Below are 24,337 nucleotides of genomic sequence, written 5' to 3'. Positions count from 1 at the left end.
GATGTTCGAGCGTTTGCGTGAAGATATCCAGAGCGTATTCCACCGAGACCCGGCGGCGCGTAACGCTTTTGAAGTCCTGACCTGCTATCCCGGCATGCATGCAATCTGGATTCATCGACTGGCCGGCATGCTCTGGCGCAACGATCTGAAATGGCTGGCGCGGCTGGTGTCGAACTTCGGTCGCTGGCTGACCGGAATCGAGATCCATCCGGGCGCCAAGGTCGGTCGGCGCTTTTTCATCGACCACGGTATGGGCATCGTGATCGGCGAAACCGCTGAAATCGGCGACGACGTGACGATCTATCAGGGTGTGACCCTGGGTGGTACCAGCTGGAACAAGGGCAAGCGTCACCCGACGCTCGGTGATGGCGTTGTGGTAGGGGCAGGCGCAAAGGTGCTTGGCCCGTTTACCGTTGGTGCCGGCGCCAAGGTCGGTTCCAATGCTGTGGTCACCAAGGAAGTGCCTCCGGGCGCCACTGTGGTGGGGATTCCGGGCCGGATCATCGTCAAGTCCGATGACGAGGCCGACGCCAAGCGCAAGGCGATGGCCGAGAAGATCGGCTTCGACGCCTACGGCGTCAGTGAAGACATGCCCGATCCGGTGGCGCGTGCCATCGGCCAGTTGCTCGATCACCTGCAAGCGGTGGACGGGCGTCTGGAAGGAATGTGCGGCGCGCTGAAGGATCTGGGCAGCAATTACTGTGCGAAAGATCTGCCCGAGCTGCGTGAAGAAGACTTCGCCTGCGTCAAGGGCAAGGACGAATCCAAGCTCCACTGACGCACTTGCAGGGCTGCTGTCGACCGGTGTGCCATTAGGCCGCAGACCCTGCTATCATTCGCGCGCTCTTTTGCGGGTAAACCCGACTAAAGCACTAGGTCTTATAGTTGACTTAAATGCTCGGGAATTGCATACTCCCGCCCATTCCGAACTCCGTGGTAATTGTCCATGCGACTGACTACAAAAGGCCGATACGCCGTGACCGCCATGCTTGACCTGGCGTTGCACGCGCAACACGGGCCGGTGTCCCTGGCCGATATCTCCGAGCGCCAAGGCATCTCCCTGTCCTATCTCGAACAGCTTTTCGCCAAGCTGCGCCGCAGCAACCTGGTTTCCAGTGTTCGCGGGCCGGGCGGTGGCTACCAGTTGTCCCGCGACATGCAGGGCATCCAGGTGGCTCAGGTGATCGATGCGGTGAACGAATCGGTCGATGCAACAAAATGCCAGGGCCAGGGCGACTGCCACTCCGGTGACACCTGCCTGACCCATCACCTGTGGTGCGACCTGAGCCTGCAGATTCACGAATTTCTCAGCGGTATCAGCTTGGCCGACCTCGTAACTCGCCGTGAGGTGCAGGAAGTGGCCCAGCGTCAGGATCAGCGTCGTTGCAATGGCAAGGCGCCGCGCCTGGACAAGATTGAAGCGTCCGCCGTCGAATGACAGCCAGAGAGCTAGCGGCACGCCAGCCAGCCTGATTTAGGAGATAGTCCATGAAATTGCCGATTTACCTTGATTACTCTGCGACCACCCCGGTCGATCCGCGCGTTGCGCAAAAAATGAGTGAATGCCTGCTGGTCGACGGAAACTTCGGTAACCCGGCGTCCCGTTCCCACGTGTTCGGCTGGAAAGCCGAAGAGTCCGTCGAAAACGCCCGTCGTCAGGTGGCCGATCTGGTCAACGCCGACCCGCGTGAAATCGTCTGGACCTCCGGTGCCACCGAGTCCGACAACCTGGCAATCAAGGGTGCGGCACATTTCTATGCCTCCAAGGGCAAACACCTGATTACCTCCAAGATCGAACACAAGGCCGTCCTCGACACCATGCGCCAACTGGAGCGTGAAGGTTTCGAAGTCACCTACCTCGATCCGACCGAAGATGGCCTGATCACCCCGGCCATGATCGAAGCCGCGCTGCGCGAAGACACCATCCTGGTGTCGGTAATGCACGTGAACAACGAAATCGGCACCGTCAATGACATCGCCGCCATCGGCGAGCTGCTTCGTTCGAAGGGTATTCTGTTCCACGTCGACGCTGCTCAGTCCACCGGCAAGGTCGAAATCGACCTGCAGAAACTGAAAGTCGACATGATGTCGTTCTCCGCCCACAAGACCTACGGCCCTAAAGGCATCGGCGCGCTGTACGTCAGCCGCAAGCCGCGTGTGCGCATCGAAGCGACCATGCACGGTGGCGGTCACGAACGCGGCATGCGTTCCGGCACCCTGGCTACCCACCAGATCGTCGGCATGGGCGAAGCGTTCCGTGTGGCAAAGGAAGACATGGCTGCCGAAAACGTCCGTATCAAGGCGTTGAGCGACCGCTTCTACAAGCAGGTCGAGCACCTGGAAGAGCTGTACGTCAACGGCAGCCTGACCGCCCGCGTTCCGCACAACCTGAACCTGAGCTTCAACTACGTTGAAGGCGAGTCGCTGATCATGGCGCTCAAGGATCTGGCGGTATCGTCCGGTTCGGCCTGCACCTCGGCGTCGCTGGAGCCTTCGTACGTACTGCGCGCCCTGGGCCGCAACGACGAACTGGCACACAGCTCGATCCGCTTCACCTTCGGCCGTTTCACCACCGAAGAAGAAATCGACTACGCCGCGCAGAAAGTCTGCGAGGCCGTTACCAAACTGCGCGCTCTGTCGCCGCTGTGGGACATGTACAAAGACGGCGTCGATATCTCGAAGATCGAGTGGGCGGCACACTAAATATAGAAGCCGCCGGATACAGATCCTGTAGCGACGCGGCGGTTTACGCAGCGCAGTTGCAGGGTCTCAAGAGCGGCCCTGATGAGTGAGGATTGAGAATCATGGCTTACAGCGAAAAGGTCATCGACCACTACGAAAACCCGCGTAACGTCGGCAAGATGAATGCCGAAGATCCGGATGTCGGCACCGGCATGGTCGGCGCTCCGGCGTGCGGCGACGTGATGCGTCTGCAAATCAAGGTCAACGATCAGGGCGTTATCGAAGACGCCAAGTTCAAGACCTACGGCTGCGGTTCGGCTATCGCCTCCAGCTCCCTCGCTACCGAGTGGATGAAGGGCAAGACCCTGGACGAAGCTGAAACCATCAAGAACACTCAGCTGGCCGAAGAACTGGCCCTGCCGCCAGTGAAAATTCACTGCTCGGTTCTCGCTGAAGACGCCATCAAGGCGGCCGTTCGCGATTACAAGCAGAAGAAAGGCTTGATCTGACTTTCAAGATTTGGCGACGAGTAAGGAGTCAACGATGGCTATCAGCATGACAGAAGCGGCTGCTCGACACGTGCGACGCTCCCTCGACGGGCGCGGCAAGGGTGAAGGGATTCGTCTGGGTGTTCGCACCACAGGCTGTTCCGGCCTTGCCTACGTGCTGGAGTTTGTCGACGAGGTGGTTGCAGAAGATCAGGTGTTCGAAAGTCACGGCGAGAAGGTGATCATCGACCCGAAAAGCCTGGCCTACCTCGACGGCACCGAGCTCGACTTCGTCAAGGAAGGGTTGAACGAAGGCTTCAAGTTCAACAACCCCAACGTACGCGGTGAATGTGGCTGCGGCGAAAGCTTCAACATCTGAGGCTTGTCGTGGGTATTCCTTGTCATTTTGCTTTATTCGAGCTGCAACCGGGCTTCCGTCTGGATCTTGAGCAGTTGGCCACGCGCTATCGCGAGCTGGCGCGCGCCGTTCATCCTGACCGCTTTGCCGATGCTTCCGAGCGCGAGCAGCGGTCGGCGCTCGAGCAGTCTGCTCGGCTCAACGATGCCTACCAGACACTCAAGAGTCCGGCCCAGCGTGCACGCTACCTGCTGACCATCAGTGGGCATGAAGTGCCGATGGAAGTCACCGTCCACGATCCCGAGTTTCTTCTGCAGCAGATGCAATGGCGCGAAGAGCTCGAAGATCTGCAGGACAGTGCCGATCTGGACGGTGTCGCGGCGTTCAAGCGTCGCCTGAAAACCGCCCAGGAAGAGCTCAGCGAAAGCTTCGCAGCCTGTTGGGATGATGCAGCGCAACGCGAGCAGGCCGAACGCCTGATGCGGCGCATGCAGTTCCTCGACAAGCTCACCTACGAAGTGCGCCAGTTAGAAGAGCGCCTCGACGATTAACCCAGTGCCGCTCCGGTCGCACGCCTGATATACAGATAAGTCCTGATCACGATGGCCCTACTGCAGATCGCCGAACCCGGCCAAAGTCCTCAACCGCACCAGCGTCGTCTGGCTGTGGGGATCGACTTGGGTACTACCAATTCGCTGGTCGCTGCGTTGCGCAGTGGTCTTTCCGAGCCGCTGGCCGATGCTGAAGGGCGGGTCATCCTGCCTTCCGCCGTGCGTTATCACGCCGATCGCGTCGAAGTCGGCGAGTCAGCCAAACTGGCTGCGTCCTCCGATCCCCTGAATACTGTGCTGTCGGTCAAGCGCCTGATGGGTCGTGGTCTGTCCGACGTCAAGCAATTGGGCGATCAGCTGCCGTACCGCTTTGTCGGCGGCGAATCGCACATGCCGTTCATCGATACCGTGCAGGGTCCGAAAAGTCCGGTCGAAGTCTCCGCCGATATCCTGAAAGTATTGCGTCAGCGCGCTGAGGCTACCCTTGGCGGTGAGCTGGTGGGCGCGGTGATCACCGTTCCGGCGTACTTCGACGATGCTCAGCGCCAGGCTACGAAGGACGCGGCGAAACTCGCCGGTCTGAACGTGTTGCGTCTGCTCAACGAGCCGACTGCGGCGGCGGTAGCGTACGGTCTGGATCAGCATGCCGAAGGCCTGGTCGCCATTTACGACCTGGGCGGCGGTACATTCGATATTTCGATTCTGCGCCTTACTGGCGGTGTATTCGAAGTCCTGGCAACCGGCGGCGATAGCGCGCTAGGTGGCGATGACTTCGATCACGCGATTGCCGGCTGGATCATCGAGAGCGCGGGCTTGTCCGCCGACCTCGATCCGGGCGCACAGCGCAGCCTGCTGCAAGCTGCCTGCGCCGCCAAAGAAGCCCTGACGGATGCCGACAGTGTTGAAGTTGCCTACGGTGACTGGAAAGCACAACTGACCCGCGAAGCCTTCGATGCGCTGATCGAGCCAATGGTCGCCCGCAGTCTGAAAGCCTGCCGCCGCGCCGTGCGCGATTCCGGCGTCGAGCTGGAAGATGTGCACGCCGTGGTCATGGTCGGTGGTTCGACCCGCGTTCCACGTGTTCGCGAAGCCGTCGCCGAAGCTTTCGGTCGTCAGCCGCTTACCGAAATCGACCCGGATCAAGTGGTGGCCATCGGTGCCGCGATCCAGGCCGATACGTTGGCCGGCAACAAGCGCGATGGCGGCGAACTGCTGCTGCTCGACGTGATTCCGCTGTCCCTGGGGCTGGAAACCATGGGCGGCCTGATGGAGAAGGTGATTCCGCGCAACACCACCATTCCCGTCGCTCGCGCCCAAGACTTCACCACCTATAAAGACGGCCAGTCGGCCATGGCGATCCACGTATTGCAGGGCGAGCGTGAGCTGATCAGCGATTGCCGCTCTCTGGCTCGCTTCGAGTTGCGCGGCATCCCGGCGATGGTGGCCGGTGCGGCGAAAATTCGTGTGACCTTCCAGGTCGATGCCGATGGTCTGCTCAGCGTTTCTGCCCGTGAACTGGGTTCGGGCGTTGAAGCGAGCATCCAGGTCAAGCCGTCCTACGGTCTGACCGACGGCGAAATCGCCAAGATGCTGAAAGATTCGTTCCAGCACGCCAATGACGACAAGATCGCCCGCGTTCTTCGCGAGCAGCAAGTCGATGCCCAGCGCCTGATCGAAGCGGTGCAGGGTGCTCTGGAGGCGGATGGCGAGCGTTTGCTCGACGCCGAAGAGCGCATGGTCATCGATCTGCAGGTGCAGGAACTGACCGAACTGATGAAAGGCACTGATGGTTATGCCATCGAGCAGCAGACCAAGCGTCTGTCGCAAGTGACCGATGCTTTTGCAGCCCGTCGTATGGATCAGACGGTGAAAGCCGCTCTGTCCGGGCGCAATCTGAATGAAATCGAGGATATCTGATGCCGCAGGTCATTTTTCTGCCACACGAGAAGTTCTGCCCTGAAGGCATGGTCGTTGACGCCGCACCCGGCACGTCGATCCTCGAGCTGGCTCACGAACACCATATCGAGATGGAAAGCGCCTGCGGCGGCGTCTGCGCCTGCACCACTTGTCACTGCATCATTCGCGAGGGTTTCGACTCGCTGGAAGAAGCCGACGAGTTGGAGGAAGATTTCCTTGATCGTGCCTGGGGTCTGGAAGCCCAGTCGCGCCTGGCTTGTCAGGCGATCGTCGGTGAAGAAGACATCACCGTCGAAATTCCGAAATATTCGCTTAACCATGCGGCCGAAGCGCCGCACTGACTGGTAAGACTGTCATGAGCTACGGTTGGAATGATGTTCAACGTATTGCAGAAGAGCTGGCGGAAGCCAAGCCGGGTGTAGATCCGTTTTCTGTCAATTTCGTCGACCTGCAGCGATGGATCATGGAGCTGCCTGACTTCGACAACAACTCTGGCCGTGTCGGTGAGAAGGTGTTGGAAGCGGTTCAGCAGCTCTGGAATGACGAAATAGACTGATCGTCCTCGCAGGTTAGGCAATACCCAAGAACCCGCGTATAATTCGCGGGTTTAATTTTTCGCAAATTACCGTTTCTGGAGTTACACCATGGCTGTTCAACGTACTTTCTCCATCATCAAGCCTGACGCCGTTGCTAAAAACGTGATCGGCAAGATCACCACTCGCTTCGAAGACGCTGGCCTGCGCGTTGTAGCTTCGAAACTGAAGCAACTGTCCAAAGCCGAAGCCGAAGGCTTCTACGCTGAGCACAGCGCTCGTGGTTTCTTCGGCGACCTGGTTGCCTTCATGACTTCGGGTCCTGTTGTTGTTCAGGTTCTGGAAGGCGAAAACGCCATCGCTCGCAACCGTGAGCTGATGGGCGCGACCAACCCTAAAGAAGCTGCTCCAGGCACCATCCGTGCTGACTTCGCTGAGTCGATCGACGCCAACGCCGTTCACGGTTCGGACTCCGAAGCCGCTGCTGCTCGCGAAATCGCTTACTTCTTCGCAGCTACTGAAGTAACCACTCGCTAAGCATTGGCTTAAAGAGTGAAGGTGAATCCATGACTACATCGACTGTTAAAACCAACCTGCTGGGTCTGACCCAGCCGGAAATGGAAAAATTCTTCGACTCAATCGGGGAGAAGCGTTTCCGTGCCGGTCAGGTAATGAAATGGATTCACCACTTTGGCGTCGATGATTTCGACGCCATGACGAACGTCAGCAAGGCCTTGCGCGAAAAGCTCAAGGCTGTTGCTGAGGTCCGTGGTCCCGAAGTGGTCAGCGAGGACATTTCCAGCGACGGCACCCGCAAGTGGGTGGTGCGCGTGGCGTCCGGCAGCTGCGTCGAGACCGTTTATATTCCCCAGGGCAAACGCGGCACTTTGTGCGTTTCGTCCCAGGCTGGCTGTGCCCTGGACTGCAGTTTCTGCTCCACCGGCAAGCAAGGCTTCAACAGCAACCTCACCGCCGCCGAAGTCATCGGTCAGGTGTGGATTGCCAACAAATCCTTCGGCAGTGTTCCGGCAACCATCGACCGCGCCATCACCAACGTGGTGATGATGGGCATGGGCGAACCGCTGCTGAACTTCGACAACGTCGTGGCCGCCATGCATCTGATGATGGATGACCTGGGCTACGGGATCTCCAAGCGCCGCGTGACCCTGTCCACGTCGGGTGTGGTGCCGATGATCGATGAGCTGGCCAAGCACATCGACGTATCCCTGGCGTTGTCCCTGCACGCACCGAATGACGCATTGCGTAACCAATTGGTGCCGATCAACAAGAAATATCCGCTTAAGATGCTGCTCGAGTCGTGCCAGCGCTACATGTCCGAACTGGGCGAGAAGCGCGTGCTGACCATCGAGTACACCTTGCTCAAGGACGTCAACGACAAACTTGAGCACGCCGTGGAAATGATCGAGTTGCTGAAGGACATTCCGTGCAAGATCAACCTGATTCCGTTCAACCCGTTCCCGCATTCCGGGTACGAGCGGCCGAGCAACAACGCCATCCGCCGGTTCCAGGATCAGCTTCACCAGGCCGGTTTCAACGTCACTGTGCGCACCACTCGTGGTGAAGACATCGACGCGGCTTGTGGTCAATTGGTAGGGCAGGTGCTGGATCGCACCCGTCGCAGCGAACGTTACATCGCCGTGCGTGAATTGAGCGCCGACAGCGATCTGGCACAGAACGCCGCGAACACTAACTAAGAGAGGATCTCTATGTCCCTGCGCTTTGCGCTGCTGTTGCTGTTGACCAGCCTGTGTGCTGGTTGTGTCCTGTCGGGCGATTACAACCCGATGAAGACCAGCAAGGGCCGTGACGAAGCGCGGGCTGCCTACGTGCAGTTGGGGCTGGGATACTTGCAGCAGGGCATGACCGAGCGGGCCAAGGTTCCACTGAAGAAGGCCCTGGAGCTGGACGGGTCGGATCCCGACGCCAACGCCGCGCTGGGGCTGGTGTTCCAGGCCGAAATGGAACCAAAACTGGCTGACGAACACTTCCGCAAAGCCTTGTCCTCTCGCCCCACCGATGCGCGCATCCTCAACAACTACGGCAGTTTTCTCTACGAAGAACAGCGTTACAAGGAAGCCTACGAGCGTTTTGAACAGGCGGCCGCCGATACCCTGTATCCTGAGCGTTCGCGGGTGTTCGAGAACCTCGGCATGACGGCGGCGAAGCTTGGTCAGCGCGACGTGGCGCAGCAGCAGCTGGAAAAAGCGCTGCGTTTGAACCGTCAGCAGCCACGGGCATTGCTGGAAATGGCTGAGTTGTCATTCGAAGACAGGCATTATGTGCCCGCGCGTGACTATTACGACCGTTTCAGCCAGCTCTCCGAGCAAAATGCACGTAGTCTGTTGCTCGCCGTTCGGTTGGCAAAAGTATTTGAAGATCGCGACAAGGCCGCCAGTGCGGGCCTGCAATTAAAACGACTCTATCCCGGTACGCCGGAATATCAGCAATACCTGTCGGAGCAATGATGAAAGCGGCGCATCCCGAAGTTGTAGCAGCGAATCGCGTTAACCCCGGTGAGACCCTGCGCCAGGCCCGCGAAAGCAATGGTTGGTCGCTGGCCGAAGTGGCCCTCAAGCTCAACCTCACCGTGACTTCCCTGAGCAATCTTGAAGCCGGCGCATTCGACAAGTTGCCCGGGCATACCTTCGCTCGAGGCTACATTCGCGCCTATGCCAAATTGCTCGGCATGGACCAGACCGTTCTGGTCCAGCAATTCGACCAGTCCACCGGCACCGATTCTCAAGGCAGCAACGTCCACGCGCTGGGTCGCATTGAAGAGCCGGTACGGGTTTCCCACACCATTTTGCGTATCGTCAGCCTGCTGCTGCTGATCGCGGTCATCGGCGGCGGTTTCGTCTGGTGGCAGGATCAGACCTCGCTGCGTACCAAGGACCTGATCGGCCTGGCGCCGGAGCACGTTGAAGTCGAAGGCGCCGACGGTACTACCCAGATTCATCCGCTGGACGAGCCGGAAGACCAGGCCGTCGCGGAAGGCGAAGCCGAGGGTTCGACCGCTCTGGCGCTGCCTCAATCGGAAACCACGGTTGAATCGACCGGCGCCGAGACCGAGGCCGCCGCTCCAGCGACCGCACCGGTTGCTCCGGCACCTGCTGCGCCAGCCGCTACTCCGGCTGCACCGGCTCATACGCCAGCGCCTGTGGTGGCTGCTCCAGCAACTCCAGCACCTGCCGCTCCGGCCACGCCTGCTCCGACCGTCACTGCACCGGCAGCTCCGGTCGCCGCCGCACCCGCGCCGACAGCGCCAGTTGCTCCGGCGGCAGGTCAAGGCCAGGTTCAGGTGCAGTTCATCGCCGATTGCTGGACTCAAGTGACCGATGGCAGTGGCAAGGTGCTGTACAGCGGCCTCAAGCGTAAGGGCGACAGCCTGTCCGTCGTCGGCAAGCCTCCGTTTGCCGTGCGTCTGGGCGTGGCCCGTGGCGCGCAGGTCAGCTACAACGGCCAGCCGGTCGATGTCGCTCCGTTCACCAGTGGCGAGACCGCTCGCCTGAAGTTGGGTCAATAAGTCATGCACGGCGAATCTCCAATCAAACGTCGCGAATCGCGCAAGATCTGGGTCGGTAACGTGCCCGTGGGCGGCGATGCCCCTATCGCTGTGCAGAGCATGACCAACAGCGACACCAATGACGTCGCTGCCACCGTCGCACAGATCAATCGTCTGGAAGCCGCCGGCGTCGACATCGTCCGCGTTTCGGTACCGGACATGGACGCCGCCGAGGCGTTCGGCAAGATCAAGCAACTGGTCAAGGTGCCGTTGGTTGCCGACATCCATTTCGACTACAAGATCGCTTTGCGCGTGGCCGAGCTGGGTGTGGACTGCCTGCGCATCAACCCGGGCAACATCGGTCGCGAAGACCGCGTGCGTGCGGTGGTCGATGCCGCCCGTGACCGCGGGATCCCGATCCGCATCGGCGTCAACGCCGGTTCCCTGGAAAAAGACCTGCAAAAGAAATACGGCGAGCCGACCCCGGCCGCGTTGGTCGAGTCCGCCCTGCGTCACGTCGAACACCTCGAACGCCTGAATTTCCAGGACTTCAAGGTCAGCGTGAAGGCTTCCGACGTGTTCATGGCCGTTGAAGCCTACCGTCTGCTGGCCAAGGAAATCGTCCAGCCGCTGCACCTGGGCATCACCGAAGCCGGTGGATTGCGCTCCGGTACAGTGAAATCCGCCGTGGGCCTAGGTATGCTGCTCGCCGAGGGGATTGGCGATACTATCCGCATCTCGCTGGCAGCCGACCCGGTCGAGGAAGTGAAGGTCGGTTACGACATTCTCAAGTCTTTGCATCTGCGTTCCCGTGGCATCAACTTCATCGCCTGCCCGAGCTGCTCGCGGCAGAACTTCGATGTGGTCAAGACCATGAACGAGCTGGAAGGGCGCCTTGAAGACCTGCTGGTGCCGCTGGATGTCGCGGTGATCGGTTGCGTGGTCAACGGCCCCGGCGAAGCCAAGGAAGCCCATATCGGCTTGACCGGCGGCACGCCAAACCTGATTTACATCGACGGCAAGCCGTCGCAGAAACTGACGAATGACAATCTGGTGGACGAGCTGGAAAAGCTGATCCGCGAGAAAGCGGCCGAGAAGGTCGAAGCTGACGCAGCGGTTATCGCGCGCGGCTGATCGAACGAATTAAGGAATTTCTGTGAGCAAGTCTCTGCAAGCCATTCGTGGCATGAACGACATCCTGCCGGAACAGACGCCGGTATGGCGTTATTTCGAAGGCACCGTTTCGCGTCTGCTGGATAACTACGGTTACAAGCAGATCCGCATGCCGATCGTCGAGTTCACCGAGCTGTTCAAGCGCTCGATCGGTGAAGTGACCGACATCGTCGAAAAAGAGATGTACACCTTCGAAGACCGCAACGGCGACTCCCTGACCCTGCGTCCGGAAGGCACGGCCGCGTGCGTGCGTGCGGTGCTCGAGCACGGCATCACCGGCGGTGGCCAGGTGCAGAAACTCTGGTACATCGGCCCGATGTTCCGTCACGAGCGTCCACAGAAGGGCCGTTATCGCCAGTTCCACCAGATCGGTCTGGAGGTGTTCAACCTCGACGGTCCGGACATCGACGCCGAGCTGATCATCATGACCTGGCGCCTGTGGGGCGAGCTGGGCATCCGCGATGCGGTCAAGCTCGAACTCAACAGTCTGGGTACCAGCGAATCCCGTGGCCGTTATCGTGAAGCGCTGGTCGAGTACCTCTCGGCGCACCACGACAAACTGGACGAAGACAGCCAGCGTCGCTTGAAAACCAACCCGCTGCGCGTGCTCGACACCAAAAATGCCGACACCCAGGCCGTGCTGGTCGATGCGCCGAAAATGGCCGACTACCTGGATGACGAATCCCGTGCCCACTTCGAAGGCCTGAAGGCCCGTCTGGATGCCGTCGGCATTCCTTACGTGCTGAACCCGAAGCTGGTGCGTGGTCTGGATTACTACAGCAAAACCGTATTCGAATGGGTCACCGACAAGCTCGGCGCCCAGGGCACCGTCTGCGCGGGTGGGCGCTATGACGGTCTGGTCGAGCAGATGGGCGGCAAGCCGACCCCGGGCGTCGGTTTCGCCATGGGCATCGAGCGTCTGGTGCTGCTGCTGGAAACCCTGGAGCAGATCCCGGAAGAAATCTCCCGTCAGGTCGACGTCTATCTCTGCGCCTTCGGCGAAGAAGCGGAGCTGGCCGGTCTGGCCCTGGCCGAGCGTGTACGCGACCAACTGCCCAACCTGCGCCTGCAAGTCAATGCTGGCGCCGGCAGCTTCAAGAGCCAGTTCAAGAAAGCCGACAAGAGCGGTGCGCTGTACGCACTGATCCTCGGTGACGACGAAATGGCCCAGCAAGTGGTAGGTTTCAAACCCCTGCGTGGCCAGGGCGAACAACAAAGCATTGCCTGGGATGCGCTCGCTGCACACCTGGCCACCTGCGTCGTGCAGGGTTGAAGCTGTCTAAACAGCCGATTTAGCGATTAAGGAGTATTGGGGTGTCGAGTACCGAAGACGAACAGTTGGCGGATTTGAAGGACTGGTGGACACGCAACGGCAAACCTCTGGTCACCGGCGGCCTGTTGGCGCTGGTCATCGTGTTCGGCTGGCAGGCATATCACAAGTATCAGAGCAACCAGTCGCAAGGCGCCTCGGTGCTCTATCAGCAATTGCTGGAAACCACGCTGACCCCGGACGGCAAGCCTGACGCCGCGCGCGTTGCGGATCTGGCCGGCAAGCTCAACAGCGAATTCGGCGGTTCTGCCTACGCGCAGTACGGCAGCCTGTTCGTGGCCAAGGTAGCGGTCGACAGTGGCAAGCTGGACGACGCGGCGACCGAACTCAAGGCCATCGTTGCCAAACCGGCCAACCCGGCGCTGGGCGAAATCGCCCGTCAGCGTCTGGCGCAGGTACTGGGCGCACAGAACAAGGCCGATGAAGCCCTGAAACTGCTCGAAGGCGATGCCGACAAGTCGTTCCTGGCCACTCGCGAAGAACTCAAGGGCGACCTGCTGGTACAGCTGGGCCGTACCGACGAAGCGAACGCGGCGTATCAAAAAGCCAAGGCGGCACTGTCGGATGAAGCGGCGGTCGGTGGCCTTCAAATCAAGCTGGACGACCTGGCCAAAGGGGATGCGTGACGTGATCCGTTGGAAGCATGCAGCATTGCTGGCTCTGGCCATTCTGGCCGCGGGTTGCAGCAGCAACAGCAAAAAAGAACTGCCACCGGCCGAGCTGACCGACTTCAAAGAAGAAGTGGTCCTGCACAAGCAATGGAGCCGTTCGATCGGTGACGGTCAGGGCGAAACGTACAACATGCTGGTGCCGGCGATCGACGGTGACACCATCTATGCGGCCGACGTGACCGGTATCGTGATGGGCCTGGATCGTGGCAACGGCGACGTGAAATGGAAGAAAGACCTTGAACTGCCTGTGTCCGGCGCCGTTGGCGTGGGTTACGGTCTGGTCATGGTCGGCACCCTGCGCGGTGAAGTCGTTGCCCTCGACGCCATCAACGGTGAAGAGAAGTGGCGCTCGCGCGTCAACAGCGAAGTCCTCGCGCCACCGGCCAACAACGGTGACGTGGTGGTGGTGCAGACCCAGGACGATCGTCTGATCGGTCTGGACGCGTCCACCGGCAATCAGCGTTGGGTGTATGACAGCACGCCGGCCGTGCTGACCCTGCGCGGCACCAGCGCACCGATCGTCACCAACCGCCTCGCGGTGGCTGGCCTGTCGACCGGTAAAGTGGTCGCTCTCGACATTTCCAACGGCGTGCCGGTCTGGGAACAGCGGATCGCGATTCCACAAGGTCGTTCGGAACTGGAGCGCGTGGTCGACATCGACGGCGGTCTGCTGCTGTCCGGCGGCACCCTGTACGTTGCCAGCTATCAGGGTCGCGTTGCGGCACTGGATCTGGAAAGCGGCCGTCAACTCTGGCAGCGCGACGCTTCGAGCTATGCCGGTGTTGCCCAGGGTTTCGGCAACGTCTACGTAAGCCTGTCGTCAGGCACCGTTGAAGGCGTCGACGAGCGTTCCACCACAGCACTGTGGAGCAACGACTCGCTGGCCCGTCGTCAACTGTCGGCGCCGGAAGTGTTCTCCAGCTACGTTGCAGTCGGTGACCTGGAAGGTTACCTGCACCTGCTGAGTCAGGTGGACGGTCGTTTCGTTGGCCGCGAGCGCATCGACAGCGACGGCCTGCGTGCCCGTCCGCTGGTGGTGGGTGACACGATTTATGTGTATGGCAACAGCGGCAAACTGGAAGCCCTGACCATCAAGTAACAACTATGCTTGGGGTTAATTCCCCAGGCGGCCTTGCTTCTGCAGGGTTTGCAGCACTCACGGGTGTTGCCCCGAGCACCAGCCGCTGCCTCGCAGCGGCTTTTGTATTTTCTGAAATAACGAAGTGGAGAGCCGCATGGTTCCCGTAATCGCCCTGGTGGGCCGACCGAACGTCGGCAAGTCCACCTTGTTCAACCGCCTGACCAGGACTCGCGACGCCATCGTCGGCGACTTGTCCGGTCTGACCCGTGATCGCCAGTACGGTGAGGCCAAGTGGCAAGGGCGTTCCTACATTCTGATCGACACCGGCGGTATCTCCGGTGACGAGCATGGTATGGACGAAAAAATGGCCGAGCAGTCGCTGCTGGCCATCGAAGAAGCGGATGTCGTTCTGTTCCTGGTAGATGCCAAGGCCGGCTTCACCGCCGCCGACCAGATGATCGCCGAACACTTGCGCAAACGTAACAAGCGTTCCCACGTAGTGGCCAACAAGGTCGACAACATCGACCCGGAAATGGCCCGCGCCGAATTCGCCCCGCTGGGCATGGGCCACGCGATCCCGATCGCCGGTGCCCATGGTCGCGGCATTACGCAATTGCTGGAAACCGCCCTGAGCGATTTCCCGCGTGATGACGACGAGCCGGCCGAAGGTGAAGAGGAAGAAGTGGTCGCCGAAGGCGAGGAAGCCAAGCGCATTCCTGGCCCGAGCGAAAAAGACGGGATCAAGATCGCCATCATCGGCCGTCCGAACGTCGGCAAGTCGACCCTGGTCAACCGCATGCTCGGTGAAGACCGGGTGATCGTCTACGACCAGCCCGGCACCACCCGCGACAGTATCTACATCCCGTTCGAGCGTAACGACGAGAAGTACACGCTGATCGACACCGCCGGTGTGCGCAAGCGCGGCAAGATCCACGAAGAAGTCGAAAAATTCTCTGTGGTCAAAACCCTGCAGGCGATCAAAGACGCCAACGTGGTGATCTTCGTGATGGACGCCCGCGAAGGCGTGGTCGATCACGACCTCAACCTGCTGGGCTTCGCCCTTGAAGCAGGTCGTGCGCTGGTGATCGCGATCAACAAGTGGGACGGCATGACCCCGAGCGAACGCGATTTCGTGAAGGTCGAGCTGCAACGCCGGTTGTTCTTCGTCGACTTCGCCGATATCCACTTCATCTCGGCACTGCACGGTACTGGCGTGGGCAACCTCTACGCCTCGGTGCAGAACTCGTTCAAGTCCGCGGTCACCCGCTGGCCGACCAGCCGCCTGACGCAGATTCTCGAAGACGCGGTCAGCGAGCACCAGCCGCCGATGGTCAACAGCCGCCGGATCAAGCTGCGCTACGCTCACCTGGGTGGTGCGAACCCGCCGATCATCGTGATCCACGGCAACCAGATCGAGAAAGTGCCGAAGTCGTACGTGCGCTATCTGGAAAATACTTACCGTCGTGTGCTCAAACTGGTCGGTACGCCGATCCGTATCGAGTTCAAGGGCGGCGAGAACCCGTACGAAGGCAACAAGAACACGCTGACCGACCGCCAGGTCAACAAGAAGCGTCGCTTGATGTCGCACAACAAGAAAGCCAGCAAGAAGCGCCGCGACAAGAAGTAAGGTCGCTGCGAACAGAGAAAAGGGGCGCGTTTGGCGCCCTTTTTTTATGGGCGCCGGATGGGCTATCCTCGGGCTCTCCCGCGCCGTCGTCAGAGCCGGGGCAGAGCAGGGAACCCCGATGATCACCAGTAAGCTGCCGAATGTCGGCATCACTATTTTCACGCAGATGTCTCAGCTCGCGGCGCAGACCGGAGCGATCAACCTTTCCCAGGGTTTTCCCGATTTCGACGGCCCGCAGGCACTGCGCGACGCGGTCGGTCGACACATCGCCAGTGGCCATAACCAATATTCGCCGATGACCGGCCTGCCGGCGCTGCGCCAGCAGATCGCGGCGAAAATCGCCCGCAGTTACGGCGTCAATGTCGATGCCGATACCGAAGTAACCGTGACCCCGGGCGCGACGCAGGCGATCTTTTGCGCCATCCAGGCGGTTATCCACAGTGGCGACGAAGTTATCGTGTTCGACCCGGCCTACGACAGCTACGAGCCAGCAGTAGAGCTGGCCGGTGGGCGCTGTGTGCATGTGCAACTTGGGCTCAAAGATTTTTCCATCGACTTCGAACAACTCAGCGCAGCCCTGAGCCCGCGCACGCGGATGATTATCCTCAACACCCCGCACAACCCGAGCGGAGCGCTGATCAGCCGTGCCGAGCTGGATCAGCTGGCGGCGTTGATCCGTGATCGCGACATCTATGTGATCAGCGACGAAGTCTACGAACACCTGGTGTTCGACGGCGTCCCGCACGTCAGCGTGCTGGCCCATGAAGAGCTGTATCAGCGCGCCTTCGTGGTCAGCTCGTTCGGCAAGACCTATCACGTCACCGGCTGGAAAACCGGCTACGTCGTGGCGCCGCCGGCCCTGACGGCGGAGCTGCGCAAGGTGCACCAGTACGTCAGTTTCTGCGGCGTGACGCCGTTGCAATTCGCTTTGGCCGATTACATGGCCGAGCATCCGGAACACGTCGAAGAGCTGCCGGGTTTCTATCAGGCCAAGCGCGATCTGTTCTGTGATCTGCTGGCGCCGTCGCGATTCAGTTTTACCCGGGTCACCGGCACCTATTTCCAGCTGGTCGATTATTCGCAGATTCGTCCCGACCTGAACGATGTCGAGATGGCGATGTGGATGACCCGCGAGCACGGCGTGGCGAGTATTCCGGTGTCGGTGTTCTACCAGAATCCACCCGAAAGCCAGCGCCTGGTGCGCCTGTGCTTTGCCAAACGTGAGGAGACGCTGCGGGAAGCGGCGGCCAAACTATGCGTGATCTGAGTGCGTTGCCCGATCTCAATCTGGCGCTGATCCAGACCAGCCTGGCCTGGCATGACCGTCAGGCCAATCTCGAGCATTTCGACGCCTTGCTGGAGCAGGCGCGCGGTGCGGATCTGATCATCCTGCCGGAGATGTTCACCACCGGATTCTCCATGGAGTCCGAAACCCTGGCCGAAGCCGAAAACGGCCCGACCAGTAAATGGCTGCGGGCCCAGGCTGCGAAGCTGAACGCGGTCGTCACCGGCAGTGTGATTATCCAGGCCGCCGACGGCAGTCACCGCAACCGCTTGCTGTGGGCGCGCCCGGACGGTGAGGTGCTGCATTACGACAAGCGCCACCTGTTCCGCATGGCCGGCGAGCACAACCACTACACCCCCGGCGAACGCCAGGTGCAGTTCGAGCTCAAGGGCTGGCGGGTGCGTCCGCTGATCTGCTACGACTTGCGCTTCCCGGTGTGGAGCCGCGACGCTCAGGACACTGATCTGCTGTTGTACACCGCCAACTGGCCGGGCGCGCGACGTCAGCACTGGAACCGGCTGCTGCCGGCCCGGGCGATCGAAAACCTGTGCTATGTGGCGGCGGTCAACCGGGTTGGCACCGATGGCAAGGGTTTCGCGTATACCGGCGACAGTCAGGTACTGGATTTCCAGGGCGAGACCTTGCTGGCGGCGGGGGAGGCGGACGGGGTGTTCAAGGTGGTTCTGGAAGCGGCTTCGCTGGCGGCTTACCGCGAGCGGTTCCCGGCGAATCTGGATGCGGACACCTTCGAGTTCACCTGACACTTGCAGTGTCTACAAGGGCCTTTTCGCGGGCAAGCCCGCTCCCACAGTGTTCTATGGTGCACATGAGTCTGGGGTGCACCAGCGTCCCCTGTGGGAGCGGGCTTGCCCGCGAAGGGGTCATTACAGACAGCACCAGAATGGCAGGCAAAAAAAGGCCCCGGAGTTCGCACTCCGGGGCCTTTTGCATTGCAGCGGTCAGTTACGCCGCTTTCGCTTCCGGCTGGCTCAGCGAGCGGTTCAGCGCGCTGAACAGGGCTTTGAAGCTGGCCGTGGTGATGTTCTCATCGATGCCCACGCCGTGTACCGCACGTTCGCCGTTCACACGCAGTTCGATGTAGGCCGCCGCCTTGGCGTTGGTGCCTGCGCCGATAGCGTGTTCGTTGTAGTCCATGATCTCCACCGGAATCGGCAGACCGGCCACCAGCGCTTCCAGCGCGCCGTTGCCCTTGCCGCGCCAGTGCAGGTTGGTCTCGCCCTGACCCTTGCTCGCCACTTCCACTTCGACGGCGCTGTTGCCGTTTTCTTCCTGCAGGCGATGGCTGACCAACGCATACGGGGTGTTGGCTTGCAGGTACTCGCTGTGCAGCAGCGCGTGGATTTGCTGCGCGGTCATCTCCAGGCCCAGGCGATCGGTTTCACGCTGCACGACCTGGCTGAATTCGATCTGCATGCGACGTGGCAGGCTGATGCCGTATTCCTGTTCCAGCAAGTAGGCGATGCCGCCCTTGCCCGACTGGCTGTTGACGCGGATCACCGCCTCGTAGCTGCGGCCGATGTCGGCCGGATCGATCGGCAGGTACGGTACTTCCCACAGTGCGTCGGATTTCTGCTGGGCGAAGCCCTTGCGGATCGCGTCCTGGTGGGAGCCGGAGAAGGCGGTGTGCACCAGGTCGCCGACGTAAGGGTGACGTGGGTGAACCTGGATCTGGTTGCACTCTTCGACGACCTTGCGCACGCCATCGATGTCGGAGAAGTCCAGTTGCGGGTCGAGGCCCTGGGTGTACATGTTCAGTGCCACGGTCACGAGGTCGACGTTGCCGGTACGCTCGCCGTTGCCGAACAGGCAGCCTTCGACGCGGTCAGCGCCGGCCATCAGGCCCAGCTCGGTGGCGGCCACGCCGGTGCCACGGTCGTTGTGGGTGTGCAGGCTGATGATCACGCTGTCACGACGGTTGATGTTGCGGTGGAACCACTCGATCTGGTCGGCGTAGACGTTCGGGGTCGCACATTCAACGGTGGCCGGCAGGTTGAGGATGATCTTGTGCTCAGGTGTCGGGTTCCAGACCTCGATCACCGCGTCACAGACTTCCTTGGCGAATTCCAGCTCGGTGGCGCTGAAGGTTTCCGGCGAGTACTCGAAAGTCCATTCGGTGTCCGGCTGCATGGCTGCGTATTTGACGAACAGCTTCGCGGCGTTCACGGCGATGGCCTTGATCCCGTCCTTGTCCTGGTTGAACACGATGCGACGGAAAGAAGGGGAGGTGGCGTTGTACAGGTGAACAATCGCTTTCTTCGCCCCGCGCAGGGATTCGAAGGTGCGCTCGATCAGGTCTTCACGGCCCTGGGTCAGCACCTGAATGGTGGTGTCGTCCGGGATGTGGCCGTCTTCGATCAGGGTGCGCACGAAGTCGAAGTCGGTTTGCGAAGCGGCCGGGAACGAGGCTTCGATTTCCTTCACGCCCACCTGCACCAGGGTTTTCCAGAAGCGCAGCTTTTTCACCGCGTCCATTGGCTCGATCAACGACTGGTTGCCGTCACGCAGGTCGGAGCTGCACCAGATCGGCGCGGCATCGATGGTTTTCGACGGCCAGGTGCGATCCGGCAGGTTGATCACTGGAAACGCGCGGTATTTCGAAGACGGGTCTTTGAGCATGCTCATCGGGAAATTCCTTATTGTCTGGGCCGAAAAGAGGCGGCCTGCCGGTGGAACGAACGTTCTTGGAAAAGCGTGGGACGAGGCGCAGCGATTCAGCCCGGCAGTCGTGCGCTGACGAGGCACAGGCTGCGGTGCTGGCGAAGCTGAATGAGGGTGTGAGAGGTTTTCATGCCTTCAACCCTAACCGCGGGGGATGAGGATGGCAAGCAGTCGAAAAAAATTGAGAGGAATACCCGGAAAGCGGTTTTTTCCGAGATTTTATTCTCTGAATCAAAGTGAATGTTTGCAGAGATTGCGCAGTCCGTTCGTCGTGCGCAATCCCTGTGGGAGCGAGCCTGCTCGCGATGAGGCCAGTCGCCTCACCGCAAATCAGGGCTGGAAAGCCCCGATGAAAATCGCCGGATCGACCCGCGTATCGTTCAGGCTGACGTTCCAGTGCATGTGCGGGCCGGTCGCCCGACCTGTAGCGCCCACCTTGCCAACCACCGCGCCGCGCGCCAGTTGCTGGCCGTTCTGCACGTCAATCTTCGACATATGGCAGAACATGCTGATGAAGCCCTGGCCGTGGTCGACGAACACGGTGTTGCCATTGAAGAAGTAGTTGCCGATCAGGATTACCTTGCCCGCCGCCGGGGTCTTGATCGGCGTGCCGGCCGGCACTGCGAAGTCGAGGCCTGCGTGCGGATTGCGCTCTTCACCGTTGAAGAAACGGCGCACGCCGAACTTGCTCGACAGTGGCCCGTTGACCGGTTTGTCCAGCAGCAGGTTGCTCGGGGTGTTCGGGCTGAAACTGCGATAGGCCTTGATCTGCTCGGCCAGCTCGCCCTCGATGCGCTTGAGATTGGCCGGGTTCGGATTGACCTGCTGGGTGTTCTTCAGGGTGATGTGCTGTTCCGGGTATTTCTTGTTGCCGACACTGAAATTGAGGTTACGGGCGCCACTGCTGATCTGTTGCACGCCGGGTTTGACGGTCAACGGAACGCCGACAATCGCCAGCCAGTTGTTCTGTTCCTTGACCACCAGCACCGGTTTGCCCTGATACGTGGCTTTTGGCGCTTGCGCAGCGGTGCCCAGATCGACGACCGCCACGCCGCCCGGCACCGGTTTGTTCAGCAGGCGGGTGATGTAACTGTCGGCGTGGGCGTTGAAGGTCAGGCACAGCAACAGCAGCGGAGCGAGAAAGCGCGGCATGGATCAGTCCAGTAAAGAGAGAGTGACAGGCGTCAGGTGATTGTCCTCGACGCGCACTTGCAGTTCGCCTTCGCCCAGTCTGGCCTTGAGGCGCTGGCCGGTGTGGGTCTGCGCGGCGTTACGAATCGCGTTGCCGCGCTCATCCAGCAGAATGCTGTAGCCACGACCGAGGGTCGCCAGCGGGCTGACCACGTGCAGAGTTTGCATCTGGCTTTGCAACTGCAGTCGACGGCGTTTCAGGCCTTCGTTCATGGCGCGTGGCAGGCGTTCAGCGAGACTGTCGAGGCGCTGGCGCAACAGGGCCAGTTGGCGTCCCGGGTGTTGCCCGGCGAGGCGGGTTTCCAGACGGATCAGGCGTTCGCGACGGGTATTGAGCTGGCGCTCGAAGGCGCGGCGCATGCGCATGTCCAGGTCATCCAGACGCTGTGCCTGCTGGCGCAAACGCTCGCCGGGATGGCGCAAGCGGCGGGTCATGCCTTCCAGGCGCAATCGATCACGCATCAGGCGATCACGCATGCGCATCACCAGTCGGCGATGCAGGCTTTCGACCTGCCGGATCAGATGGCTGGAATCCGGGGCAAGCAGTTCAGCAGCGGCGGACGGTGTAGGGGCGCGCACATCCGCCACGAAGTCGCTGATCGACACATCGGTTTCATGGCCGACCGCACTGACGATTGGCGTCACACAGGCATCCACCGCCCGGGCCACGGCTTCTTCGTTGAAACACCAGAGATCTTCCAGCGAGCCGCCGCCACGGGCCAGGATCAGCGCGTCGAAACCGCGGGCATCCGCCAGTTTCAGGGCGCGGACGATCTGTGCGGTGGCTTCACGGCCCTGAACGGCAGTCGGAATCAGCGTCAGCTGCACTTGCGGCGCGCGGCGGCGGAACACGCTGATGATGTCGCGAATCACCGCGCCGGTCGGTGAACTGATGATGCCGATGCGCTGCGGATGCGCCGGCAGCGGCACCTTGCGCTCGGCGCTGAACAGACCTTCGGCGCTGAGCTTTTCCTTCAAGGCATCGAAAGCAAGACGCAGGGCGCCGTCACCGGCAGGCTCCACGGTATCGAGGATCAGTTGATAGTCGCCACGCCCTTCGAACAGCGAGACCTTCCCGCGTACCTTGACCGCCAGGCCATCCTTCAGCGCCTGACGCACCCGCGCAGCATTCTGGCGGAACAGCGCGCAACGCACCTGCGCGCCGCTGTCCTTGAGCGTGAAATACACGTGGCCGGACGCCGGGCGGGCGAGGTTGGAGATTTCGCCTTCGACCCAGATGTTGCTGAACACGTCTTCGAGCAACACCCGCGCGCGGCCGTTGAGCTGGCTGACGGTCAGGACTTCGCGGTCCAGGCCGAGTCTTGCAAAGGGATCTTTAATCATGGATCGCAGTTTAAAGGCATTCGCCGGTGAATGTCTGGAGGAAGTGTTGCACCAGAGCTGTGGGATTTTGCCGAGAGGCGAGGGCGACGGTGCTCTGGCAATCGCCAGTCAGCGGCAGAAATCTCACCCCGGCGGGCGCGATGTCCTGCATTGATTCCGGCAGCAGAGCAATGCCGAATCCCGCCTGGATCAACTGCAGTTGTGTGGTCTTGCGCGACATCACCCGAGCGGCCTGGGGAAAGAAACCGTGACGCATGCACAGGTCGGCGCACAAATAACTCAGCCCGCCGCGCTGCGGATGCGGGATGGAGATGAACGCTTCGTCCTTCAATTGCGCCAGATCGACCGCCTCCGTCAACGCCAGTCGATGATCCGCCGGCACTGCAAGCAGCAAACGCTCGGTGTAGAGCGGCACAATCTGAACACCCTCGCGTTGACGCAATACCGGCAGACGCAGAAGGCCGATATCGAGCCGTCCCTCGGCCAGTTCTTCAAGTTGTACCTCAGAGGAGAGCGTGCCGATGTCCAGCGAAACGCCGGGCTGTTGCTCGAGGTAAGTGCTCATGTCGCGCAACAATCGGCCGCTGATCGGTACGGTGCTGGAGTGGCTCAGGCGCAAGGTGCCGCGCTGGCCCAGGCCGATTTCCGTGGCCAGGGTGCTGGCCTTGTTCAACTCATTGAGCAGGTTTCTCGCCCGGGGCAGGAACGCTTCGCCGGCGGCGGTGAGCCGGGGCTGGCGCGCGGTGCGTTCGAACAGCGGCGTTTGCAGGCGGGTTTCCATGTCCTTGATCTGCCGGCTCAAGGCCGATTGAGCGATGAACAGTCGTTCGGCCGCGGCGCTGAAGCTGCCGCTCTCGGCGATTTCCACGAAGTAGCGTAATTGACGGGTTGAAAGCACGAGGCATGCCTTTTCGAGATGGCTTGGCGATTTCGATGATATTAGTCGCAACCCTCGGCGCTGGCTAAAGTCATCGCAGGCTTATAAAGGAAGCGAGCGAATGAGTGTGGCGGGGTTGTTGAGCGAATGGTCGTGGGGCGCGCAGGGCTGGGCGGTGATCGGGCTGGCCGTCGCGCTGGCGTACATCGTGTTCGGGATTGCCGGTTTCGGCACCGCATTGGTGGCCGGGCCGATCCTGATTCTGTTCATGCCGCTGTCGAAGATCGTGCCGTTGTTGGTATTGCTGGATTTCGTCGCGGCGTTCGGCAACTTGCTCCCGTCGCGGCGCGACGTGGCGAAACCGGAATTGCTGCGGCTGCTGCCGTGCATGGCGGTGGGGTGCACGCTGGGGGTGATCTTTCTGCTCAACCTCAAGTCCGATCTGCTGTTGCTGCTGATGGGGTTGTTTATCAGTGCCTACGCGATTTACAGCTTGTGGATAAAGGCGCGGCCGGCGCAGTTGTCGGCCGGGTGGGCGTTGCCGATGGGCACGGTAGGCGGGTTGTTCGGGGCGTTGTTCGGCAGTGGCGGCTTTCTTTATGCGATCTACCTCAACAGCCGACTGCCCAAAGACGCAGCCCGGGCCACGCAAAGTGCGCTGATCAGTTGCAGCACGGTGGTGCGTTTGAGCCTGTTTGCCATCGCCGGGGTGTATGCCGAGCTACCCTTGTTGATGCTTGCACTGTGCCTGTTGCCGGCGATGGCGCTGGGTTTGTGGATTGGGCGGCGTTTGACCATGCGCCTGTCCCGCGAGGCTTTCGTGCGGTTGGTGACCTGGCTGGTGCTGGCGAGCGGGATTGCGCTGATCGGTCGCTATTTAAGCACTTGACCGGATTGTCTCAGGGATTAAGCTGCCGGCCTTTAGAGCCTCTTCGCGGGCAAGCCCGCTCCCACAGATTTCTCAGATGTACACAGGATGTGTGAGCGACTGAGAACCTTGTGGGAGCGGGCTTGCCCGCGAAGGCGT

25 protein-coding genes are annotated in these 24,337 nt (G+C 60.8%); 21 read left to right on the top strand and 4 right to left on the bottom strand.

Translation table 11 applies throughout. The annotated features are described in order from the left end of the window. Nucleotide 1: 1 nt before the first annotated feature. The 20 genes from cysE (at nucleotide 2) to CAF63_RS09225 (ending at nucleotide 17,980) form a co-directional block, all read left to right on the top strand. Nucleotides 2–778: a serine O-acetyltransferase gene (gene cysE, locus CAF63_RS09320; protein ID WP_007956691.1), complete on the top strand. Its 777-nt coding sequence runs from the start codon at nucleotides 2–4 to the stop codon at nucleotides 776–778. Between the two features lie 168 nt (nucleotides 779–946). Further along, the gene (gene iscR / locus CAF63_RS09315) at nucleotides 947–1,438 is read left to right on the top strand and encodes a Fe-S cluster assembly transcriptional regulator IscR (RefSeq protein WP_007956690.1); all 492 of its coding nucleotides are present in this window, start codon (nucleotides 947–949) and stop codon (nucleotides 1,436–1,438) included. 50 nt (nucleotides 1,439–1,488) lie between these two features. Continuing rightward, nucleotides 1,489–2,703 (top strand): IscS subfamily cysteine desulfurase, encoded by a 1,215-nt coding sequence (locus tag CAF63_RS09310; protein ID WP_007956689.1) that lies wholly within the window; start codon nucleotides 1,489–1,491, stop codon nucleotides 2,701–2,703. Between the two features lie 101 nt (nucleotides 2,704–2,804). Further along, nucleotides 2,805–3,191 (top strand): Fe-S cluster assembly scaffold IscU, encoded by a 387-nt coding sequence (gene iscU, locus CAF63_RS09305; protein ID WP_003227907.1) that lies wholly within the window; start codon nucleotides 2,805–2,807, stop codon nucleotides 3,189–3,191. A 34-nt stretch (nucleotides 3,192–3,225) separates the two neighbouring features. After that, nucleotides 3,226–3,549, top strand: coding sequence for an iron-sulfur cluster assembly protein IscA (gene iscA, locus CAF63_RS09300; RefSeq protein WP_003227904.1), 324 nt, complete (start codon nucleotides 3,226–3,228; stop codon nucleotides 3,547–3,549). Between the two features lie 8 nt (nucleotides 3,550–3,557). Further along, nucleotides 3,558–4,079, top strand: a complete 522-nt coding sequence (gene hscB / locus CAF63_RS09295; RefSeq protein WP_085684622.1) for a co-chaperone HscB — start codon at nucleotides 3,558–3,560, stop codon at nucleotides 4,077–4,079. A 51-nt stretch (nucleotides 4,080–4,130) separates the two neighbouring features. Then, nucleotides 4,131–5,996: a Fe-S protein assembly chaperone HscA gene (gene hscA, locus CAF63_RS09290; RefSeq protein ID WP_085684620.1), complete on the top strand. Its 1,866-nt coding sequence runs from the start codon at nucleotides 4,131–4,133 to the stop codon at nucleotides 5,994–5,996. Further along, nucleotides 5,996–6,337, top strand: coding sequence for an ISC system 2Fe-2S type ferredoxin (gene fdx / locus CAF63_RS09285; RefSeq protein ID WP_007956685.1), 342 nt, complete (start codon nucleotides 5,996–5,998; stop codon nucleotides 6,335–6,337). The genes hscA and fdx overlap by 1 nt, the downstream gene beginning before the upstream one ends. Before the next feature lie 14 nt (nucleotides 6,338–6,351). Then, a complete protein-coding gene (gene iscX, locus CAF63_RS09280; protein ID WP_085684618.1) occupies nucleotides 6,352–6,552 on the top strand; it encodes a Fe-S cluster assembly protein IscX in 201 nt (66 codons plus the stop codon). Nucleotides 6,553–6,640: 88 nt separating this feature from the next. Further along, nucleotides 6,641–7,066, top strand: coding sequence for a nucleoside-diphosphate kinase (ndk, locus tag CAF63_RS09275; protein ID WP_039765715.1), 426 nt, complete (start codon nucleotides 6,641–6,643; stop codon nucleotides 7,064–7,066). A gap of 29 nt (nucleotides 7,067–7,095) precedes the next feature. Continuing rightward, on the top strand, nucleotides 7,096–8,244 hold the full coding sequence (gene rlmN / locus CAF63_RS09270) for a 23S rRNA (adenine(2503)-C(2))-methyltransferase RlmN (protein WP_085684616.1): 1,149 nt from the start codon (nucleotides 7,096–7,098) through the stop codon (nucleotides 8,242–8,244). A gap of 12 nt (nucleotides 8,245–8,256) precedes the next feature. Continuing rightward, nucleotides 8,257–9,015: a type IV pilus biogenesis/stability protein PilW gene (pilW, locus tag CAF63_RS09265; RefSeq protein ID WP_085684614.1), complete on the top strand. Its 759-nt coding sequence runs from the start codon at nucleotides 8,257–8,259 to the stop codon at nucleotides 9,013–9,015. Beyond that, nucleotides 9,015–10,073 (top strand): RodZ domain-containing protein, encoded by a 1,059-nt coding sequence (locus CAF63_RS09260; protein WP_085684612.1) that lies wholly within the window; start codon nucleotides 9,015–9,017, stop codon nucleotides 10,071–10,073. Before pilW ends, CAF63_RS09260 begins: the two co-directional genes overlap by 1 nt. A 3-nt stretch (nucleotides 10,074–10,076) precedes the next feature. Continuing rightward, complete coding sequence (gene ispG, locus CAF63_RS09255; RefSeq protein WP_007956680.1) at nucleotides 10,077–11,186, top strand: flavodoxin-dependent (E)-4-hydroxy-3-methylbut-2-enyl-diphosphate synthase; 1,110 nt, start codon at nucleotides 10,077–10,079, stop codon at nucleotides 11,184–11,186. A 22-nt stretch (nucleotides 11,187–11,208) separates the two neighbouring features. Next, nucleotides 11,209–12,498, top strand: coding sequence for a histidine--tRNA ligase (hisS, locus tag CAF63_RS09250; RefSeq protein WP_064383908.1), 1,290 nt, complete (start codon nucleotides 11,209–11,211; stop codon nucleotides 12,496–12,498). A 41-nt stretch (nucleotides 12,499–12,539) separates the two neighbouring features. Further along, the gene (locus CAF63_RS09245; protein ID WP_011335807.1) at nucleotides 12,540–13,181 is read left to right on the top strand and encodes a tetratricopeptide repeat protein; all 642 of its coding nucleotides are present in this window, start codon (nucleotides 12,540–12,542) and stop codon (nucleotides 13,179–13,181) included. Next, nucleotides 13,174–14,325: an outer membrane protein assembly factor BamB gene (gene bamB, locus CAF63_RS09240; RefSeq protein WP_039765728.1), complete on the top strand. Its 1,152-nt coding sequence runs from the start codon at nucleotides 13,174–13,176 to the stop codon at nucleotides 14,323–14,325. The genes CAF63_RS09245 and bamB overlap by 8 nt, the downstream gene beginning before the upstream one ends. Before the next feature lie 136 nt (nucleotides 14,326–14,461). Next, entirely contained in the window at nucleotides 14,462–15,934 is a 1,473-nt protein-coding gene (der, locus tag CAF63_RS09235) for a ribosome biogenesis GTPase Der (protein WP_085684610.1), read from the top strand. Between the two features lie 118 nt (nucleotides 15,935–16,052). Next, nucleotides 16,053–17,201 (top strand): pyridoxal phosphate-dependent aminotransferase, encoded by a 1,149-nt coding sequence (locus tag CAF63_RS09230; protein ID WP_085684608.1) that lies wholly within the window; start codon nucleotides 16,053–16,055, stop codon nucleotides 17,199–17,201. Continuing rightward, the gene (locus tag CAF63_RS09225) at nucleotides 17,189–17,980 is read left to right on the top strand and encodes an amidohydrolase (RefSeq protein WP_064383905.1); all 792 of its coding nucleotides are present in this window, start codon (nucleotides 17,189–17,191) and stop codon (nucleotides 17,978–17,980) included. The genes CAF63_RS09230 and CAF63_RS09225 overlap by 13 nt, the downstream gene beginning before the upstream one ends. Before the next feature lie 202 nt (nucleotides 17,981–18,182). On the opposite strand, the gene leuA is transcribed toward CAF63_RS09225, so the two are convergent. The 4 genes from leuA to CAF63_RS09200 all read right to left on the bottom strand — a co-directional run bounded on the left by leuA (nucleotide 18,183) and on the right by CAF63_RS09200 (nucleotide 23,331). Next, nucleotides 18,183–19,862 (bottom strand): 2-isopropylmalate synthase, encoded by a 1,680-nt coding sequence (leuA, locus tag CAF63_RS09220; RefSeq protein WP_007956672.1) that lies wholly within the window; start codon nucleotides 19,860–19,862, stop codon nucleotides 18,183–18,185. A 366-nt stretch (nucleotides 19,863–20,228) separates the two neighbouring features. Next, the gene (locus CAF63_RS09210; protein ID WP_085684606.1) at nucleotides 20,229–21,050 is read right to left on the bottom strand and encodes a peptidoglycan DD-metalloendopeptidase family protein; all 822 of its coding nucleotides are present in this window, start codon (nucleotides 21,048–21,050) and stop codon (nucleotides 20,229–20,231) included. A gap of 3 nt (nucleotides 21,051–21,053) precedes the next feature. Beyond that, nucleotides 21,054–22,433 (bottom strand): exodeoxyribonuclease VII large subunit, encoded by a 1,380-nt coding sequence (gene xseA / locus CAF63_RS09205; RefSeq protein ID WP_007956669.1) that lies wholly within the window; start codon nucleotides 22,431–22,433, stop codon nucleotides 21,054–21,056. A gap of 10 nt (nucleotides 22,434–22,443) precedes the next feature. After that, nucleotides 22,444–23,331 carry a LysR family transcriptional regulator gene (locus CAF63_RS09200; protein ID WP_085684603.1) on the bottom strand — a complete coding sequence of 296 codons (888 nt, stop codon included), beginning with the start codon at nucleotides 23,329–23,331 and terminating at the stop codon, nucleotides 22,444–22,446. Between the two features lie 100 nt (nucleotides 23,332–23,431). Here CAF63_RS09200 and CAF63_RS09195 point away from each other — a divergent pair, with 100 nt between their 5' ends. Further along, entirely contained in the window at nucleotides 23,432–24,199 is a 768-nt protein-coding gene (locus CAF63_RS09195) for a sulfite exporter TauE/SafE family protein (protein WP_085684601.1), read from the top strand. The last annotated feature ends 138 nt before the right edge of the window (nucleotides 24,200–24,337 follow it).

Source organism: Pseudomonas sp. B20(2017) (assembly GCF_002113125.1).
Lineage (GTDB): Bacteria > Pseudomonadota > Gammaproteobacteria > Pseudomonadales > Pseudomonadaceae > Aquipseudomonas.
Note: the sequence above shows the minus strand (reverse complement) of the source record. Positions and strands in the feature narration are given on the sequence as shown.

Bases quoted from the DNA above. Each gene is read 5' to 3' on its own strand.
- cysE (WP_007956691.1), top strand. From the start codon at position 2: ATGTTCGAGCGTTTGCGTGAAGATATCCAGAGCGTATTCCACCGAGAC.
- iscR (WP_007956690.1), top strand. From the start codon at position 947: ATGCGACTGACTACAAAAGGCCGATACGCCGTGACCGCCATGCTTGAC.
- CAF63_RS09310 (WP_007956689.1), top strand. From the start codon at position 1,489: ATGAAATTGCCGATTTACCTTGATTACTCTGCGACCACCCCGGTCGAT.
- iscU (WP_003227907.1), top strand. From the start codon at position 2,805: ATGGCTTACAGCGAAAAGGTCATCGACCACTACGAAAACCCGCGTAAC.
- iscA (WP_003227904.1), top strand. From the start codon at position 3,226: ATGGCTATCAGCATGACAGAAGCGGCTGCTCGACACGTGCGACGCTCC.
- hscA (WP_085684620.1), top strand. From the start codon at position 4,131: ATGGCCCTACTGCAGATCGCCGAACCCGGCCAAAGTCCTCAACCGCAC.
- fdx (WP_007956685.1), top strand. From the start codon at position 5,996: ATGCCGCAGGTCATTTTTCTGCCACACGAGAAGTTCTGCCCTGAAGGC.
- iscX (WP_085684618.1), top strand. From the start codon at position 6,352: ATGAGCTACGGTTGGAATGATGTTCAACGTATTGCAGAAGAGCTGGCG.
- ndk (WP_039765715.1), top strand. From the start codon at position 6,641: ATGGCTGTTCAACGTACTTTCTCCATCATCAAGCCTGACGCCGTTGCT.
- rlmN (WP_085684616.1), top strand. From the start codon at position 7,096: ATGACTACATCGACTGTTAAAACCAACCTGCTGGGTCTGACCCAGCCG.
- pilW (WP_085684614.1), top strand. From the start codon at position 8,257: ATGTCCCTGCGCTTTGCGCTGCTGTTGCTGTTGACCAGCCTGTGTGCT.
- CAF63_RS09260 (WP_085684612.1), top strand. From the start codon at position 9,015: ATGAAAGCGGCGCATCCCGAAGTTGTAGCAGCGAATCGCGTTAACCCC.
- ispG (WP_007956680.1), top strand. From the start codon at position 10,077: ATGCACGGCGAATCTCCAATCAAACGTCGCGAATCGCGCAAGATCTGG.
- bamB (WP_039765728.1), top strand. From the start codon at position 13,174: ATGCGTGACGTGATCCGTTGGAAGCATGCAGCATTGCTGGCTCTGGCC.
- der (WP_085684610.1), top strand. From the start codon at position 14,462: ATGGTTCCCGTAATCGCCCTGGTGGGCCGACCGAACGTCGGCAAGTCC.
- CAF63_RS09230 (WP_085684608.1), top strand. From the start codon at position 16,053: ATGATCACCAGTAAGCTGCCGAATGTCGGCATCACTATTTTCACGCAG.
- CAF63_RS09225 (WP_064383905.1), top strand. From the start codon at position 17,189: ATGCGTGATCTGAGTGCGTTGCCCGATCTCAATCTGGCGCTGATCCAG.
- leuA (WP_007956672.1), bottom strand. From the start codon at position 19,862: ATGAGCATGCTCAAAGACCCGTCTTCGAAATACCGCGCGTTTCCAGTG.
- CAF63_RS09210 (WP_085684606.1), bottom strand. From the start codon at position 21,050: ATGCCGCGCTTTCTCGCTCCGCTGCTGTTGCTGTGCCTGACCTTCAAC.
- xseA (WP_007956669.1), bottom strand. From the start codon at position 22,433: ATGATTAAAGATCCCTTTGCAAGACTCGGCCTGGACCGCGAAGTCCTG.
- CAF63_RS09195 (WP_085684601.1), top strand. From the start codon at position 23,432: ATGAGTGTGGCGGGGTTGTTGAGCGAATGGTCGTGGGGCGCGCAGGGC.